Origin of the sequence: Pseudomonas sp. KK4, assembly GCF_001984065.1 — a bacterium.
Taxonomy (GTDB): domain Bacteria; phylum Pseudomonadota; class Gammaproteobacteria; order Pseudomonadales; family Pseudomonadaceae; genus Aquipseudomonas.
Window position 1 is genome coordinate 20993 of record NZ_LYVP01000032.1, and the last position, 15840, is coordinate 36832.

At 59.7% G+C, this 15840-nt stretch carries 14 protein-coding genes; 8 read left to right on the forward strand and 6 right to left on the reverse strand.

The window, feature by feature from the left end; all coding sequences use genetic code 11:
- Window positions 1-199: 199 nt before the first annotated feature.
- The 3 genes from B0W55_RS13320 to B0W55_RS13330 are packed head-to-tail and all read right to left on the reverse strand — an operon-like array spanning window position 200 to window position 3490.
- A complete protein-coding gene (locus tag B0W55_RS13320) occupies window positions 200-1204 on the reverse strand; it encodes a 4-hydroxythreonine-4-phosphate dehydrogenase PdxA (RefSeq protein WP_077046447.1) in 1005 nt (334 codons plus the stop codon).
- On the reverse strand, window positions 1201-2157 hold the full coding sequence (locus tag B0W55_RS13325) for an amidohydrolase (RefSeq protein WP_077046448.1): 957 nt from the start codon (window positions 2155-2157) through the stop codon (window positions 1201-1203). The genes B0W55_RS13320 and B0W55_RS13325 overlap by 4 nt, the downstream gene beginning before the upstream one ends.
- Window positions 2150-3490 carry an MFS transporter gene (locus B0W55_RS13330; RefSeq protein WP_077046449.1) on the reverse strand — a complete coding sequence of 447 codons (1341 nt, stop codon included), beginning with the start codon at window positions 3488-3490 and terminating at the stop codon, window positions 2150-2152. Before B0W55_RS13330 ends, B0W55_RS13325 begins: the two co-directional genes overlap by 8 nt.
- Window positions 3491-3868: 378 nt before the next feature.
- Between B0W55_RS13330 and B0W55_RS13335 the strand changes: the two genes are divergently transcribed.
- The 4 genes from B0W55_RS13335 to B0W55_RS13350 all read left to right on the forward strand — a co-directional run bounded on the left by B0W55_RS13335 (window position 3869) and on the right by B0W55_RS13350 (window position 8008).
- Window positions 3869-4885, forward strand: coding sequence for a tripartite tricarboxylate transporter substrate binding protein (locus B0W55_RS13335; RefSeq protein ID WP_083743186.1), 1017 nt, complete (start codon window positions 3869-3871; stop codon window positions 4883-4885).
- Window positions 4886-4937: 52 nt separating this feature from the next.
- Window positions 4938-5471 carry a tripartite tricarboxylate transporter TctB family protein gene (locus B0W55_RS13340; RefSeq protein ID WP_077046450.1) on the forward strand — a complete coding sequence of 178 codons (534 nt, stop codon included), beginning with the start codon at window positions 4938-4940 and terminating at the stop codon, window positions 5469-5471.
- Window positions 5468-6997 (forward strand): tripartite tricarboxylate transporter permease, encoded by a 1530-nt coding sequence (locus B0W55_RS13345; protein WP_077046451.1) that lies wholly within the window; start codon window positions 5468-5470, stop codon window positions 6995-6997. The genes B0W55_RS13340 and B0W55_RS13345 overlap by 4 nt, the downstream gene beginning before the upstream one ends.
- Window positions 6998-7066: 69 nt before the next feature.
- Window positions 7067-8008 carry a LysR family transcriptional regulator gene (locus B0W55_RS13350; RefSeq protein WP_077046452.1) on the forward strand — a complete coding sequence of 314 codons (942 nt, stop codon included), beginning with the start codon at window positions 7067-7069 and terminating at the stop codon, window positions 8006-8008.
- Window positions 8009-8053: 45 nt separating this feature from the next.
- Here the strand turns inward: B0W55_RS13350 and B0W55_RS13355 are convergent, their stop codons facing one another.
- The gene (locus B0W55_RS13355) at window positions 8054-8917 is read right to left on the reverse strand and encodes a DMT family transporter (protein WP_077046453.1); all 864 of its coding nucleotides are present in this window, start codon (window positions 8915-8917) and stop codon (window positions 8054-8056) included.
- Between the two features lie 436 nt (window positions 8918-9353).
- Here B0W55_RS13355 and B0W55_RS13360 point away from each other — a divergent pair, with 436 nt between their 5' ends.
- Window positions 9354-9899, forward strand: a complete 546-nt coding sequence (locus B0W55_RS13360; protein WP_077046454.1) for a hypothetical protein — start codon at window positions 9354-9356, stop codon at window positions 9897-9899.
- A 254-nt stretch (window positions 9900-10153) separates the two neighbouring features.
- On the opposite strand, the gene B0W55_RS13365 is transcribed toward B0W55_RS13360, so the two are convergent.
- Window positions 10154-11092, reverse strand: coding sequence for an aspartyl/asparaginyl beta-hydroxylase domain-containing protein (locus B0W55_RS13365; protein WP_077046455.1), 939 nt, complete (start codon window positions 11090-11092; stop codon window positions 10154-10156).
- Between the two features lie 248 nt (window positions 11093-11340).
- Window positions 11341-12315, reverse strand: a complete 975-nt coding sequence (gene cysK, locus B0W55_RS13370; protein ID WP_077046456.1) for a cysteine synthase A — start codon at window positions 12313-12315, stop codon at window positions 11341-11343.
- A 127-nt stretch (window positions 12316-12442) separates the two neighbouring features.
- On the opposite strand from cysK, the gene B0W55_RS13375 reads away from it, so the two are divergent.
- From B0W55_RS13375 to B0W55_RS13385, 3 genes are all read left to right on the forward strand, one after another.
- The gene (locus tag B0W55_RS13375; RefSeq protein WP_077046457.1) at window positions 12443-13519 is read left to right on the forward strand and encodes a DUF748 domain-containing protein; all 1077 of its coding nucleotides are present in this window, start codon (window positions 12443-12445) and stop codon (window positions 13517-13519) included.
- A 219-nt stretch (window positions 13520-13738) separates the two neighbouring features.
- Window positions 13739-14584 carry a MoxR family ATPase gene (locus B0W55_RS13380; protein ID WP_034150015.1) on the forward strand — a complete coding sequence of 282 codons (846 nt, stop codon included), beginning with the start codon at window positions 13739-13741 and terminating at the stop codon, window positions 14582-14584.
- Window positions 14585-14598: 14 nt separating this feature from the next.
- Window positions 14599-15777, forward strand: a complete 1179-nt coding sequence (locus B0W55_RS13385; protein ID WP_046816791.1) for a VWA domain-containing protein — start codon at window positions 14599-14601, stop codon at window positions 15775-15777.
- Window positions 15778-15840 lie beyond the last annotated feature (63 nt).

Consider the following 15840-nt stretch of genomic DNA (forward strand, 5'->3'; position numbering starts at 1 on the left):
CGTATCCGGCGATAACCTGGGGTGATGGCAAAAAAGGATTTTCAGCTAGATAGGGTTATCAGGCAGTACACCAAACAAATGTGGGAGCGGGCTTGCTCGCGAAGGGGTCGTGTCAGTCGACACTTATGTCGCCTGACAGTCCGCTTTCGCGAGCAAGCCCGCTCCCACATTAGGGTTGTGTTGGTTTATAGGCCGAGTATCAGTAGCTGTTGGCGCCCATCCGGCAGGCAATTTCGAACGCCTGGCGCGTCGCGCCGACATTGGCCTTGCCCTGCCCCGCAATGTCGAACGCCGTGCCATGGGCCGGGGTGGTGATCGGGATCGGCAGACCGCCCTGCACCGTGACGCCCCGGGAGAAGCCCATCAGTTTGATCGCGATCTGTCCCTGGTCGTGATACATGGTCACCACCGCATCGAACGCGCTGGCATCGCCCTGGACCTTGAGGAAAATCGTGTCGCCGGGATACGGCCCCTCGGCCGCAATCCCCAGGGATTGGGCAGTGCGCACTGCCGGGCCGATGATGTCCAGCTCTTCGCGGCCGAACGAGCCATTGTCGCCGTTGTGCGGGTTCAGGCCGCAGACGCCGATGCGCGGTTTTTCCAGGCCGCTGCGCTTGAGTGCGGTGTCGATCAGCTGGATCGCTTCGACCACCCGCTGCTCACTCAACAGGCCCGAGACTTCCGACAGCGCCACATGGGACGTCACCCGTGACGTCCACAGGTTGTCGAGCACGTTGAACTCGCAGAACGGCCCGTGGAAATCCAGCAGCTCGGCGAACCAGTGCAGCTCATCGTTATGGGCCATGCCGGCCATGTGCAGCGAGGTCTTGTTCAGCGGACCGAACAGCACCGCATCGGTCATCCCCGCTTCGGTCAGGCGCAGGGCTTTTTCCAGGGTGTCGAGGCTGTAGCGACCGCCAATCACACTGGCTTCGCTGCGCGGGAACTCACCCACGGCGCCGCCGCGAAAGTCATAGAACAACGGCGTGTCGTCAGCGAACGACAGTTGCTCCAGCGACGCCACGGGACGGTAGGGAAATTCCACCCCTGCGATGTCCATGCCGCGACGCATTTCTGCCTCGTCGGCAATCAAGATCACGTTGGCCTTGCTACGCACCTCAGGCTCGGCCAGCAGTCGTGCGATCAGTTCAGGACCGATGCCCGCCGGGTCGCCCAGGACCATGGCGATGGTTGTCTTGTTCATGCTTCACTCCTCAAGGGTTCAGGCCGCGCCCGGTCGATGGCGCAAGGCTCGCAGCGATAGATCCGCTGCGCGTTGCTGTAGAACAGTCGCTCCTGATCGGCCAGGGGCAGATCGGCGACGATGGATTTGAAACCGCTGTAGATGTCATCGAACGAGCCGCACAGGCTGTCCACCGGAAAGTTGCTGGCGAACATCACCCGATCGGTGCCGAACATGGCGATGACCTCCCGCACGATCCAGGCATTGTCCTTGGCGCGCCACGCGCGCCCCTGAATGCCCAGGCCGGAAATCTTCACCTGCACGTTCGGCCACTGGGCCAGCCGCGCCATCGCCATGCGCCAACCGGCCAGGCCCTCGGCGCTGCGATCACTGGGCAAACCGGCGTGGTTGAGGATCAGCGTGGTGCCGGGAAAGTCCCGGGCCAACCGTTCGGCTTCGTGCAGGTTCCACCAGGGCGTCTGCAGATCGAAATGCAGCCCCAGCCCCTGCAGCGCGGCGTAACTGCGGCGCCAGTGTTCATTGCTCATCAGGCTGCGCACGTGGCCGACCTGAGAGGGCGTGGCCGGGCCGCCCGGTTTGTGACGCACGCTGCGCACGCACTTGTAACTGGCCTGCTCGGCGAGCACGGCGATGGCGTCCGGGTGATCGAGCCAGGCTTGGGCGACGATCGCGTTGGGCACGCCGTAGCGCGCGGCCAGTCGTTCGATGAAGCGGGTTTCGCCGATCGGGTCCTGCGGGTCCCATTCGGTTTCGATGTACACCGTTTGCACGACGTTGTGCGCACCGGCATCGGCGAAATAATCGTCGGGAAAGTAACGACGCTTGATCGCACTGTAGTCCCCGTAGCGAAACGCAATGTTGGCCTCGGGCGCAAGCCACGGATGGTAATTGACCGTCGGGTCCCAGAAGTGATGGTGGGCATCGATGATCGGCCCGTTCCAACGCTCAGCCATGACGCACCTCATCCAGACTGATGAACAGAGTTGCCAGCACGAACACCGCCGAGCACACCGCGAAGAACCCCAGCACCGGCGCAAAGCCACCGGCCGCTTGCAGGATCACACCGACCAGGATCGGCACCGCGATACCCCCGGTGCTGCCGGCCATGTTCATCACGCCGCCAATCAGCCCGACCCGCGCCGGTGCTGCCAGCAACGCCGGGAAGCTCCAGTAGAGGCTGCCCCACATCAGGAAAAATGCGGTCATGGCCAACAGCGCCACGGCGGCAAAGGGGTTGGTGAGCGTCGGCAGCAACAGGAAGGCACCGAGGGCCACCAGACCGGAGAACGCCAGCAGGCTCTTGACCGCTACGCCACGGCTGACGCCCTTGCGAATCAAGCCATCGCAGAGGAAACCACCGGTCAAGGAACCCAAGGCGCCGCAGACGAAAATCACGAAGGTCGCCGCGCCGATGCCCTTGATATCGAAACCACGAGCCTGGGCCAGGTAACTGGGCCCCCAGGTCAGCAGACCGAAATACACCATCGCCCAACTGGCCCGCCCGATCAGCAAACCACTCAGGGAACGGGCGGCGATGCCCAGGCCCTTGACCGGCAAGCGCGCAGCTTCGGCAGCCGGCGTAGCGCGTCCGGCGTTGATCTTCTCGAGTTCTTCGGCATTCACCTGCGGGTGGGTGGCCGGGTCGTCGCGCAGATAACGCCGCGCCAGCCAGGCCAATACCAGGGTGGCGATACCGGCGATCACGAAGGCCAGGCGCCAGGAGTCCAGTGAGGCGATCAGGTAAGCGATGATCAGCCCGCCAAGGGCCACACCCAACGGGCTGCCGCTGTCCATCAGCACCGCGCCGCGACTGCGCTCGCTCGGCGCCAGCCATAGGGAAATCAGCTTCCCGCCGGAAGGGAACAACGGCGCCTCGGCAGCACCGAGTGCGACCCGGGCAAACAACAACGACAAACCGCCGGTGGCGAATGCGGCCAACACCTGGAACGTCCCCCACAAACCGGTGGACCAACTGATCACGCGGTGCGGGCCGAAGCGATCGATCAGCCAGCCGCCAGGGATCTGCAACAACGCATAGGCCCAGAAGAAACTGCTGAGGATCAGTCCCTGCATGCTCGGCGACAAAGAGAATTCATGGGCAATGGTCGGCATGGCGATGGACAGCGAGACCCGATCGATCAGGTTGACCATGGTCAGGGCGAAGATGATGGCGAAGATCCGCCAGCGCACGCTGCTGGCCTGGGTGACACCGCTCAACGCCGTGGGCGCTGCGGTGGGCTGGGCAACTGCGCCGGGCAGATGCAGGGAAGCACTGGGACGAGCCATGGTGCGTACCTCGCTTATTATTTTTGTGGATGCCGATGCGCCTTGGGGCAGCGCTTGATGTGCACTATCGAAGGCTCAGTGATAACCGTCTAATCAAAACTTGAAATCAGGCGATAGCCTCGAGTTATGGCATACCTGACTTTCAATGCGCTTTCAGCACAGAGGCTCTGTTTCCACTTATTACAAACAACGCTCTAGTCCGATGGATTGAGCCGCAGACGCGGGTTTCTACGTCGACAGCTATAACCGCAGGCTATCGGTGTATGTATTGTTTTGACTAGACGCGGCGGCGCGGCGTTCCCACACTCAGCCCAGGCTTGCGGCTTTACGGCGCAGACAAGTCACTCATAACAACTACAAAAACGAGGCTCTTCCATCATGCGAAATGCATTCGTCCGTCGCACTTCCCGTCTGTTTCTTGGCTGCATGCTGATCGCCGCCGGCACCCTTCCCGCGCTCGCCCAGGCTGCCTGGCAACCGGACAAGAACGTTGAAATCGTCGTCGCCGGTGGCCCCGGTGGCGGCACCGATCAACTGGGCCGACTGATCCAGTCGATCATCACCACCCACAAACTGCTCGACGTCAACACCATCGTCCTGAACAAGGGCGGCGGCAATGGCGCCGAAGCCTTCCTCGACATGAAGATGAACAAGGGCGACGCCGAGAAACTGGTGATCGGCACCAACAACATCTACCTGCTGCCGCTGGTGTCCAAGCTCGGCTACCAATGGCAGGAACTGACGCCGATCGCCGCCGTGGCCGAGGATGACTTCATTCTCTGGAGCTACAAGGACGCGCCCTGGAAGGACGCCAAAGGCTTCTACGAAGCGGTCAAGGCCGACCCGTCGAACCTGCGCATGGGCGGCAGCCAGTCCAAGGACGTCGACCAGACCCTTACCCTGCTGCTGAACCAGACCACCCACAGCAAATTGGTGTACATCCCGTTCAAGAGTGGCAGCGAAGCCGCAACGCAACTGGCCGGCAAACACATCGCCGCCAACGTCAACAACCCCAGCGAAAGCATCAGCCAGTGGCGCGGTGACCAGGTCGAACCGCTGTGCGTGTTCAGCAAGGAACGCATGCTCTACACCGAAAAGGTCGCCGGCGATAAATCCTGGGCCGACGTCCCCACCTGTCACGAACAGGGCCTGGGCATCGATCAGTACCGCTTCCCGCGCACCGTGTTCATGCCCGGCGACATCACTGCCGAGCAACGGGCGTTCTATGTCGAGCTGATGCGCAAGGTCACCGAGACCCCGGAGTTCAAGGCGTACGTCAAGCAGAACGCCCTGGTGCCGACCTTCCTCGAGGGCGAGCCGCTGACCGCCTACATCGAGAAAGACACCGCCCGCGTCACCCCGGTGTTCAAGGAAGCCGGCTGGCTGAAAAACTGAGTTGCCCGCGGCCGTCCGTTCGCGTGCGGCCGTCACCTCTGGAGGTGTCTTCATGTCCCATTCTTCGGATTCACCGGCGCTGGTCGGTACCCGCTGGGTCGAGCTCGGCCTGACACTCTTCACCACGCTGATCGGTGTGGTGGTGATGTTCGGCAGTGTCGAACAAGGTATCGGCTGGGGCGATTCCGGCCCCGAGCCGGGTTACTTCCCCTTCTACATCGGCCTGCTGCTGAGCGCCGCGAGCGTGGCCAACGGCGTGCTGACCCTGGTGCGCTGGCAAGCCCTGAACATTGCATTCGTCAGCCGCAGCGCGTTCAGGCAAGTGTTGTCGGTGTTTATTCCGATTGCGCTGTTCGTCGGTGCCATGCCGTTCACCGGCATCTACGTCGCCTCGGCCTGTTTCATCGCCTGGTTCATGTGGCGTGACAAGGTTCGCGCCCAGCCTTACGGCAAGTTGATGATCGCCAGCGTGTCGCTTGGCGCGGTGCTGGCCAGTTTTCTGATTTTCGCACTGTGGTTCAAGGTCCCGCTGGATGCCGGTCCCCTGGGCGACTTGATTGTCCTGGCCGGGAGAAATTTCAAATGAGCGAGTTCGATTCCCTGCTGCAAGGCATGAACCTGATCCTGACCCCGGGCCACATCGGCTTGATGGTGATCGGCGTGCTGCTGGGCATTCTGGTCGGTGTACTGCCTGGCCTTGGCGCCCCCAATGGCGTGGCCTTGCTATTGCCGCTGACGTTCACCATGTCGCCGGTGTCGGCGATCATTTTGCTGTCGTGCATGTATTGGGGGGCGTTGTTTGGCGGTTCGATCACCTCGATTCTGTTCAACATTCCCGGTGAGCCCTCATCGGTGGCAACGACCTTCGACGGTTACCCGATGGCCCGCGAAGGCCGCGCCGCCGAAGCCCTGACCGCGGCCTTCAGCTCGGCACTGATCGGCGCTCTGTGCGGGGTATTGCTGCTGACCTTCCTGTCGACCAAGATTGCCGCGTTCGCGATGTCGTTCAGTTCGCCGGAGTTCTTCGCGGTGTACCTGTTGGCGTTCTGCACCTTCATCGGCATGAGCAAAAACCCGCCGCTGAAAACCGTGGTGGCGATGATGATCGGCTTCGCCATGGCGGCGGTCGGTATGGACACCGTGTCCGGCAACCTGCGCCTGACTTTCGACCAGCCGATCCTGATGACCGGCATCAGCTTCGAAGTGGCGGTGATCGGCCTGTTCGGCATCGGCGAAATCCTCTGCACCGTGGAGGAAGGCCTGGTGTTTCGCGGCGAACATGCACGCATTACGCCGATGGTGATTCTGCGGACCTGGGCCAAGCTGCCGCGCTACTGGTGGACCATCGTACGCAGCACCCTGGTGGGTTGCTGGATGGGCATCACCCCGGGCGGGCCGACGGCGGCTTCGTTCATGAGCTACAGCCTGGCGCGGAAATTTTCCAAGAACCGTGACAACTTCGGCAACGGTGAAATCGAAGGCGTGATCGCCCCGGAAACCGCCGACCACGCCGCTGGCACCAGCGCCCTACTGCCGATGCTGACCCTGGGAATTCCGGGTTCGGCCACCGCAGCGGTGATGCTCGGCGGCCTGATGATCTGGGGCTTGCACCCCGGGCCGACGCTGTTCGTCGAGCAGCATGATTTTGTCTGGGGCCTGATCGCCAGCATGTACCTGGGCAACGTGGTGAGCCTGATCGTGGTGTTGGCCACCGTGCCGCTGTTCGCCTCGATCCTGCGCATTCCGTTCTCGATCATTGCGCCGATCATCATCATGGTCTGCGCCATCGGTGCCTACTCGGTGCATAACTCGTTCTTCGACGTGGTGCTGATGCTGGGCTTCGGCGCGCTGGGGTATCTGTTCAAGAAACTCGGCTATCCGATTGCGCCGCTGGTGCTGGCCGCTGTGCTGGGTGACAAGGCCGAAGATGCGTTCCGCCAGTCGATGCTGTTTTCCGATGGACACATCGGGATTTTCTGGTCCAACCCACTGGTGGGCAGCCTGACCACCGCAGCGCTGCTGATGCTGTTCTGGCCGCTGATTTCCAAGGCACTGGGCACCCTGATGGGTCTGCGCAAACCCCACGTCGCCAAGCCAAAATCGGTGCTGTGACACGGCAATGCTGGCAACGCCTGACATTTGTTGTCAGGCTTGCCGCAGTCTTTTCTTCGAGCCCGGCCCATGACCCGAATTCCTGATGCCAATGTAATCCACAGTCGACTGCGTCTGCGCCAACTGCGGCTGATGCTGGCGTTGCAGGAATTCGGCTCGTTGCGCCGCGCCGCCGACCACATCGGCATGACCCAGCCAGCGGCGACCAAGATGCTGCACGAGGCTGAGGACTTGCTCGGCGTTGAATTGTTCGAGCGCCTGCCCCGGGGCATGCGCTCGACGCCGTTCGGCGAAACCGTCATTTACTATGCGCGCATGGTCTTCGCTGAACTGAGCGGCATGCGCGAGGAGTTGGTGGCGCTGGAATCCGGCAACCTTGGCCGGGTCGCGGTCGGCGCGATTCCGGCGCTGGCCTCAGGCCTGTTGACCCGCACCATCGCCACTTTGAAGCAGAGCCATCCACGCCTGTCCATGAGCATCCAGGTCGACACCAGCGATGTGCTGGTACAGGCGCTGCTGCAGGATCAGCTGGATATCGTACTGGGACGGATTCCCGCAGGGGCGCGGGCTGAAGAGTTGCTGTTCGACAGCCTCGGTGAAGAAGCCCTGTGCGTGATCTGCGGCGCGCAAAACCCGTTGGCGCAGGAGACGCAACTGACCTGGGCCGAGCTGCAACACCAGACCTGGGTGCTGCAACAGCACCCCAGCCCGATGCGCGCGATCATCAACCAGGTGTTTCACAACGCCCGGGTCGACATCCCCAGCAGCATCGTCGAAACCACCTCGATCATGACCCTGCTCTCGCTGATCCAGCAGACCGACATGCTCGGCGTGACACCGCTGTCGGTGGTCGAGGATTACCCGGGGCGCGATCTGCTGGCGGTGTTGCCGATCAAGTTCGAGGCGCGACTGCCGCCGTACGGCTTGATTACACGGCGTCATCGCATTCAATCGTCGGCGATGCAGGCGTTCATGCATTCGGTGCGGGCCGAGCATGGGTTGAGTAAATGAAAGAGGCCCGATGCAATGCAACGGGCCTCCAAGGGTGACGCGGTCTCAGGCGGTCTTACGGAAAACGAACACCAGTCCGACGATGATCAACAGCATGCCGAACAGGCTCAGCGTTGCCAGGCGATTACCGAAAATCAGGTAATCCATCACCGCCGTCACCGCGGGCACCAGGTAGAACAGACTGGTGACGTTCACCAGATTGCCCTGGGCGATCAAGCGGTACAGCAGCAAGGTCGCCAGTACCGACACCACCAGCCCCATCCACAACACCGGCACGATAAAACCCGTACTGCGCTCGAAATGAAACGGCTGGAACGGCACGAAGATCCCGCATAGCAGCAATCCCGCCAGGTATTGCACGGGCATCGTACCGAGGGGGTTTTCGGTGATGCGCTTTTGCATGATCGAGCCGAACGTCATGCTCGCCAGCGCCAGCAGCCCGAACAGCATCCCGGCCAGCGACATGCCGGCCACGCCGATGCCCTGATACACCACCATGATCAACCCGGCCAACCCCAGGCACAGCCCGAAAATCCGGCTGGCCGAGCGCTGACGCTCCATGATCACCACCGTGAGAATCGGCTGCACCCCCATGATGGTCGCCATCACCCCGGGCGTGACTTTCAGGTCAAGGGCCAACAGATAGAAAATCTGATAAGCCCCCAACAGCACCACGCCGGTGGCCATGGCGTACAGCATCGGTTTGCCGCCCTTGGGCAACTTCAGCTTGAGCAAGGGCACCAGCAGCACCAGGCCACACAGCGCAATCGCAAAACGGATCAACAGGAAGGCAAAGGGCGACGCATGGGCCAGCCCCCACTTGGAGAAAATCGCCCCGCTGCTCCACAGCAGGACAAACAGGCTCGTGGAAGCCGCCGCGAGCGCGGACTTTCGAGAAAGGACAAACATGAATACCACCTGTAGTCAGGCAAAAAGCCAACTCAGCCGAAGCTGAAATTCAGTCGTTTTTCGAGATGGGCGCAGGGAAACAGCAGAAAGTGCTGATCAGCCCGAAACGCCGACACCTGGCGGCGAGACCACCGCGCACACTGGCGAGCGACTGAAAGGTGGGGGGTAATGACTGATCTGCCCCGGCTGCCGATTCCCGCACGGCACGACGACAGCGTTGGGCGCTGAGTCGGGTAGTGCGTTGATGAGGGAGGCAGGCATTGGGGGTGATCTTTTTTGGTGAGGGACAGAAGAACCGATGGCTGACTATAACCAGCGGCTGACATGGATTGCAACGACTTGGACAAAGGGCCAGTAGCGACAGCCGAAAACACGTTGCTTAGGCTGAACGAGACGGAACAAGCCGTTCTGGGAGCCATGGAATGCAAGTGATCACATGCCAAGGGAAAGGACGCAGCTTCGGTATCAGATATATAGGTCGAGAGCTAGAAAGCTTGCAGCCGCCACCACTGTTGAGATGCAAGAAAAAAAGGAATTACCCGGCCGTGACGCTCTCGATTTATCGAGAGTCCGATTTGAACCGATTGACGCACAGGCATTGAGTGCCTGCTCGCGCTGGGATGATCCGCATTTTTCATGGCATGACGTTGTTGAATGGAAAGCGAAGGAGCCTATGGCGCTGGATCTGTCCATCTGGTTTGAAGAGCAACTGTGTGGACTTTGTTTCGCGAACCCGAACAAAAGTCGGCAACGAATTCGCATCGTTCGGCTGGAAGGAAGGCCAGGAAAGGTCCATCTTTTAAAAAGACGAATTGCGACATTATCCATATTGGCCATTGAACACTACGCCGTCATTCTCGGGAGTCGATTCATCGAAGTTCAGGAGCCCCTGACGGGGGCAATTCCCATTTATCAACAACATGGCTTTTACTTTGATACTGAGCGGCGACTTGTCAAAGCTGTGGGAAGCCAAGTATCGTAGAAACTGATCAATTAATGATCAATCATGGGAGGAAAAATGGGTACCCCAAATAAGAAAAAGCCTACAAACATACGCTTATCCACTTTGGTCAGAAAACAAAATGCTTTGGTGCTCACAGACAGTCAGCGCCGCACCCTGGAAGTACTCGCGACAGGCATCGAAGGCGACGAACCTAACGTGCTTGCCGGGCGCCGTTGAAAATCCGGGCAAAAAAAACCGCTCAAAAGGAGCGGTTTCCAATTTTTCAAACTAACTCACCCAAACAACCAATATCCCAGCAACGTCAACACCACCACCGCCAGTATTGGCCTTAACACCCGATACGCCTTGGGATGACGCCGCTTCCACTGCTTGACCACCCCACTGACCTTGTCACTGGAGTTCTTGCTCCAGGCATAAGCCTTATTGATACCGCCCACGCGCTCATCATCAAGATTCTGCGGCGCAGTGGCGCGGCCCAGAAATGCACTGATCGAACGGTTGATCCGGGTCATGAAGCGGTTGCTCAGCGGGCGCTCGATGTCACAGAACAGGATTACGCGGGTCTTGTCGGTTTCGTTCTTGACCCAATGCACGTAGGTTTCATCGAACATCACATCCTCACCATCGCGCCAGGCATACACCTGACCATCGACAAAGATGCGGCAGTCGTCAGAATTGGGGGTCGACAGGCCCAAGTGATAACGCAACGACCCGGCAAACGGATCGCGGTGCGGGTTGAGGTGACTGCCGCCTGGCAGCAACGCGAACATGGCGCCCTTGACGTTGGGAATGCGGCTGACCAGTGCCACGGTTTTCGGGCACAGCAGTTCGGCCGAAGGCAAGGGTTTGTCGTACCACTTGAGGTAGAAGCGCTTCCAGCCCTTCTTGAAGAACGAGCCGAAACCGGCGTCGTTGTTCTTCTCGGCGGCGCGGATATACCCTTCGTCGAACAGGTGCATCGCCTCGTCGCGAATGGTTTCCCAGTTGTCCTTGAGCACGTCCAGTTCAGGGAACTTGCTGCGATCCAGATAGGGTTTGGAAGGAACGCCCGAAAACGCGTACATCAACGCGTTGTAGGGGGCGAACAGTGCGGAATGGTTGACGAATTGGCGCAAAACCGGCAACCGCGCCTTGCCGCGCAAATGCACATAGAGCGTGCTGCCGAGGAACAGCAACAATAACGATGCCTTCGCGGCAAAGGAAAAGGTCATCAACAACTCCTTGGGAATGGACATTTTGCACAACGTCATTTACCCGACGTTGCAGCCGGCATGATAAACACTACCGACCTCGGGGATAAACCGCCCGCAACAACATTCAGTGTTAAGGATTGCGCAATAAACACTTCTAACACAGCCCCCCTGAACGGGGGCTGACCTGAGTCAATCGCAAGCGCGATGGCGGACAACGGTGTTGCGTGGCGAACAGGCTTGCCTGCTCGCCACGGCCTTATCAGCCGTTACTGCTGGTTCTCCTGATCGGTAAACAGATCACTGAACAGCATGCTCGACAGATAACGCTCGCCGGAATCAGGCAGGATCACCACGATGGTCTTGCCCTGCATTTCCGGGGTTTCGGCCAGGCGCGCCGCCACCGCCATCGCCGCGCCGCAAGAGATACCGCACAAAATCCCTTCTTCCTGCATCAGGCGCAGGGCCATGGCCTTTGACTCTTCATCGGTGACCAGCTCCACCCGGTCGACGATCGACAGGTCCAGGTTCTTGGGTACAAAACCGGCACCAATGCCTTGAATCTTGTGGGGACTTGGCTTGATCTCCTGACCCGCCAACGCTTGGGTGATCACTGGCGAGGCCATAGGCTCCACTGCGACCGAAAGAATCGGTTTGCCCTGGGTATTCTTGATATACCGCGATACGCCCGTGATAGTTCCACCGGTTCCCACCCCTGCCACCAACACATCGACCGCACCGTCAGTGTCTTTCCAGATTTCAGGACCGGTGGTTTTTTCGTGAATGGCCGGGTTGGCCGGGTTGTCGAACTGCGCCGGCATGAAGTATCTGGAGGGATCGCTGGCAACGATTTCACCGGCCTTTTCGATCGCGCCTTTCATGCCCTTGGCCGGTTCCGTCAGCACCAGTTCGGCCCCCAGCGCCTTGAGTACCTTGCGCCGCTCGATGCTCATGGACGACGGCATGGTCAACATCAGTTTGTAACCCCGGGCGGCAGCCACGAAGGCCAGGCCGATGCCCGTGTTACCGGAGGTCGGCTCTACGATGGTCATGCCCGGCTTGAGCTTGCCGGTGCTTTCGGCGTCCCAGATCATGTTCGCGCCAATCCGGCATTTGACCGAATACCCCGGGTTGCGCCCTTCGATCTTGGCCAGGATGGTCACACCGCGCGGGGCGATACGGTTGATCTGCACCAGCGGCGTATTACCGATGGAATGGGCGTTGTCAGCGAAAATACGGCTCATGACTGGGTCCTTGATACAGCATTTGATAGCGCACAAAGGTAAGCCTGTTGCCCGTGGTCGTCCAGTCAGGTCGAACGTCCGGACACCCGCGCAGTCAATGGCTTTAGACTGCCAGAGATTTGCCATCATGAAACGTCGATACAGTTGGCCCTTGTGGACCGTCGCCGGTCTCGTCGTGCTACTGATTGCCCTGCACATCGCCTTGACCTACATGGTGCGCAATTACCTCAACGACCGCTTGGCGGACATGGGTGAATACCGCGGCCAGATCACTGACGTGGACCTGGCCCTATGGCGCGGCGCCTACAAAATCAACGGCCTGAAAATCGTCAAGGTCGACGGCAAGGTCCCGGTGCCTTTCGTCGATGCGCCGTTGATCGACCTCTCGGTCAGTTGGCATTCGCTCTGGTATGACCACGCGGTGGTGGCCGAAGTGAGGTTCGTCAACCCCGAAGTCAACTTCGTCGACGGCGGCGCCAATAAACAGAATTCGCAGACCGGTCAGGGCACCGACTGGCGCGCCCAGTTGGGCAAACTGCTACCCATCACCCTGAACGAAGTGCATATCGATGACGGCAAGATCAGTTTCCGCAACTTCAATTCAAAACCGCCCGTGAACATGAATGCGACCAAGGTCAATGCCACCATCTACAACCTGACCAACGTGGTCGATACCGAGGGCAAACGCGACGCTCGCTTCGAAGGCAAAGCCCTGCTGCTGGGGCATGCGCCGCTTGAAACCACTGCGACGTTCGATCCGCTGAGCAACTTCGAAGATTTCGAATTCCGGCTTCGGGCCAAGGATATCGAGCTCAGAAAGATGAATGACTTCGCCTCGGCCTACGGCAAATTCGACTTCAACGCCGGCCATGGCGATGTGGTCATCGAGGCGCAAGCCAAAAAGGCCGCACTGAGCGGCTATATCAAACCGCTGCTCAAGGACGTCGACGTGTTCAACTGGCAACAGGACGTGGAAAACAAGGACAAAGGGATCTTCCGCTCCATTTGGGAAGCCATCGTCGGTGGCTCGGAAACCGTCCTGAAAAACCAGGGTAAAAATCAGTTTGCTACCCGCGTCGAACTGAGCGGCAATGTCCACCGGCAAGATATCAGCGCGTTCCAGGCGTTTTTGCAGATTTTGCGCAATGGTTTCATTCAAGCCTTCAACGCACGGTATGAGCGGCCGAAGCCTGAAACCGGTTAACGCTTGCGGGTCACGTTGTATCGGCCTTTGTCTTCGGCGGCCTTTGGCAGATTGAAGCGGCAACCGCCGATAATGAGTCAAGATGTGACGCCCCATTCAGAGACTGAATAAGCCATCTGCGTTCACAGTCGACCGGACACCGCGTTATAGTCGGGGCTGACCATTTATTGCGCCCCGCCCTGCCTTTTCAGGTAGGTGTTACCGTTCGAGGATTAGCAGATGAAGTTCGAAGGCACCCAGGCCTACGTCGCCACCGATGACCTGAAGCTGGCGGTCAACGCCGCCATCACCCTGGAGCGGCCGCTGCTGGTCAAGGGCGAACCGGGCACCGGCAAGACCATGCTCGCCGAGCAACTGGCCGAATCCTTTGGCGCCAAGCTGATTACCTGGCACATCAAGTCCACCACCAAGGCCCACCAAGGCCTCTACGAGTACGATGCGGTCAGCCGTCTGCGCGATTCGCAGCTGGGCACGGAAAAGGTCCACGACGTTCGCAACTACCTGAAAAAGGGCAAGCTCTGGGAAGCCTTCGAGTCCGAAGAACGGGTGATCCTGCTGATCGACGAAATCGACAAGGCCGACATCGAGTTCCCCAACGACCTGTTGCAAGAACTCGACAAGATGGAGTTCTACGTTTACGAGATCGACGAGACCATCAAGGCCAAGAAGCGTCCGATCATCATCATTACCTCCAACAACGAAAAAGAGCTGCCGGACGCCTTCCTGCGCCGCTGCTTCTTCCACTACATCGCGTTCCCTGACCGCACCACCCTGCAGAAAATCGTCGACGTGCACTACCCGGACATCAAGAAAGACCTGGTCAGTGAAGCCCTGGACGTGTTCTTCGATGTGCGCAAGGTGCCGGGCCTGAAGAAAAAACCCTCGACCTCCGAACTGGTGGACTGGCTGAAGCTGCTGATGGCCGACAACATTGGCGAAGCGGTGCTGCGCGAACGCGATCCGACCAAGGCTATCCCGCCACTGGCCGGTGCATTGGTGAAAAACGAACAGGACGTGCAACTGCTCGAACGCCTGGCGTTCATGAGCCGTCGCGGCTCTCGCTAAAAAGGGCAATCGCCATGCTGCTCAACCTGTTCAATGAAATGCGCGCAGCCAAGGTGCCGGTTTCGGTGCGCGAGCTGCTGGACCTGATCAACGCGCTGAAACAGCGCGTGACCTTCGCCGACATGGACGAGTTCTACTACCTGTCCCGGGCGATCCTGGTGAAGGACGAAAAGCATTTCGACAAGTTCGACCGAGCCTTCGGTGCCTACTTCAACGGACTGGAAAAACTCGACGACCACTTGCAGGCCTTGATCCCCGAAGATTGGCTGCGCAAGGAATTCGAACGTTCCCTGACCGATGAAGAGCGGGCGGCGATCCAGTCTCTCGGCGGGCTGGACAAGCTGATCGAAGAGTTCAAGAAACGCCTGGAAGAACAGAAGGAACGCCATGCCGGTGGCAACAAGTGGATCGGCACCGGTGGCACCAGCCCGTTCGGTTCCGGCGGCTTCAACCCGGAAGGCATTCGGGTGGGCGACGCCGGCAAGCGCCAGGGCAAAGCGGTCAAGGTCTGGGACCAGCGCGAGTACAAGAACCTCGATGACTCGGTGGAGCTTGGCACGCGCAACATCAAGGTTGCCCTGCGCCGCCTGCGCAAGTTCGCCCGCCAGGGTGCGGCCGAAGAGCTGGACATCGACGGCACCATTGACCACACCGCCAAGGATGCCGGGCTGCTGAACATCCAGATGCGTCCGGAACGACGCAACACGGTCAAACTGTTGCTGCTGTTCGACATCGGCGGGTCGATGGACGCCCACGTGAAGATCTGCGAAGAGCTGTTCTCGGCCTGCAAGACCGAGTTCAAACACCTGGAGTACTTCTACTTCCACAACTTCATCTACGAATCGGTATGGAAGAACAACATGCGCCGTACCTCCGAGCGCACCTCGACCATGGACCTGCTGCACAAATACGGTGCCGACTACAAAGTGATCTTCATCGGTGACGCCGCCATGGCGCCTTACGAAATCACCCAGCCCGGCGGCAGCGTCGAGCACTGGAACGAAGAAGCCGGCTACGTGTGGATGCAGCGTTTCAAGGAAAAATACAAGAAGCTCATCTGGATCAACCCCTATCCGAAGGACACCTGGGGCTATACCTCGTCGACCAATATCGTGCGGGACTTGATCGAGGATCAGATGTATCCGCTGACGTTGCGCGGGTTGGAAGAAGGGATGCGGTTTTTGTCCAAGTAGAGTTGCCTGAAAGGGCCTATTCGCGAGCAAGCCCGCTCCCACCCTTGAAATGCGTTTCAATGT

What these genes read in the sequence shown, in the direction of transcription:
- B0W55_RS13320 (WP_077046447.1), bottom strand. Translation starts at nt 1,204, where the DNA reads ATGAACAAGACAACCATCGCCATGGTCCTGGGCGACCCGGCGGGCATC.
- B0W55_RS13325 (WP_077046448.1), bottom strand. Translation starts at nt 2,157, where the DNA reads ATGGCTGAGCGTTGGAACGGGCCGATCATCGATGCCCACCATCACTTC.
- B0W55_RS13330 (WP_077046449.1), bottom strand. Translation starts at nt 3,490, where the DNA reads ATGGCTCGTCCCAGTGCTTCCCTGCATCTGCCCGGCGCAGTTGCCCAG.
- B0W55_RS13335 (WP_083743186.1), top strand. Translation starts at nt 3,869, where the DNA reads ATGCGAAATGCATTCGTCCGTCGCACTTCCCGTCTGTTTCTTGGCTGC.
- B0W55_RS13340 (WP_077046450.1), top strand. Translation starts at nt 4,938, where the DNA reads ATGTCCCATTCTTCGGATTCACCGGCGCTGGTCGGTACCCGCTGGGTC.
- B0W55_RS13345 (WP_077046451.1), top strand. Translation starts at nt 5,468, where the DNA reads ATGAGCGAGTTCGATTCCCTGCTGCAAGGCATGAACCTGATCCTGACC.
- B0W55_RS13350 (WP_077046452.1), top strand. Translation starts at nt 7,067, where the DNA reads ATGACCCGAATTCCTGATGCCAATGTAATCCACAGTCGACTGCGTCTG.
- B0W55_RS13355 (WP_077046453.1), bottom strand. Translation starts at nt 8,917, where the DNA reads ATGTTTGTCCTTTCTCGAAAGTCCGCGCTCGCGGCGGCTTCCACGAGC.
- B0W55_RS13360 (WP_077046454.1), top strand. Translation starts at nt 9,354, where the DNA reads ATGCCAAGGGAAAGGACGCAGCTTCGGTATCAGATATATAGGTCGAGA.
- B0W55_RS13365 (WP_077046455.1), bottom strand. Translation starts at nt 11,092, where the DNA reads ATGACCTTTTCCTTTGCCGCGAAGGCATCGTTATTGTTGCTGTTCCTC.
- cysK (WP_077046456.1), bottom strand. Translation starts at nt 12,315, where the DNA reads ATGAGCCGTATTTTCGCTGACAACGCCCATTCCATCGGTAATACGCCG.
- B0W55_RS13375 (WP_077046457.1), top strand. Translation starts at nt 12,443, where the DNA reads ATGAAACGTCGATACAGTTGGCCCTTGTGGACCGTCGCCGGTCTCGTC.
- B0W55_RS13380 (WP_034150015.1), top strand. Translation starts at nt 13,739, where the DNA reads ATGAAGTTCGAAGGCACCCAGGCCTACGTCGCCACCGATGACCTGAAG.
- B0W55_RS13385 (WP_046816791.1), top strand. Translation starts at nt 14,599, where the DNA reads ATGCTGCTCAACCTGTTCAATGAAATGCGCGCAGCCAAGGTGCCGGTT.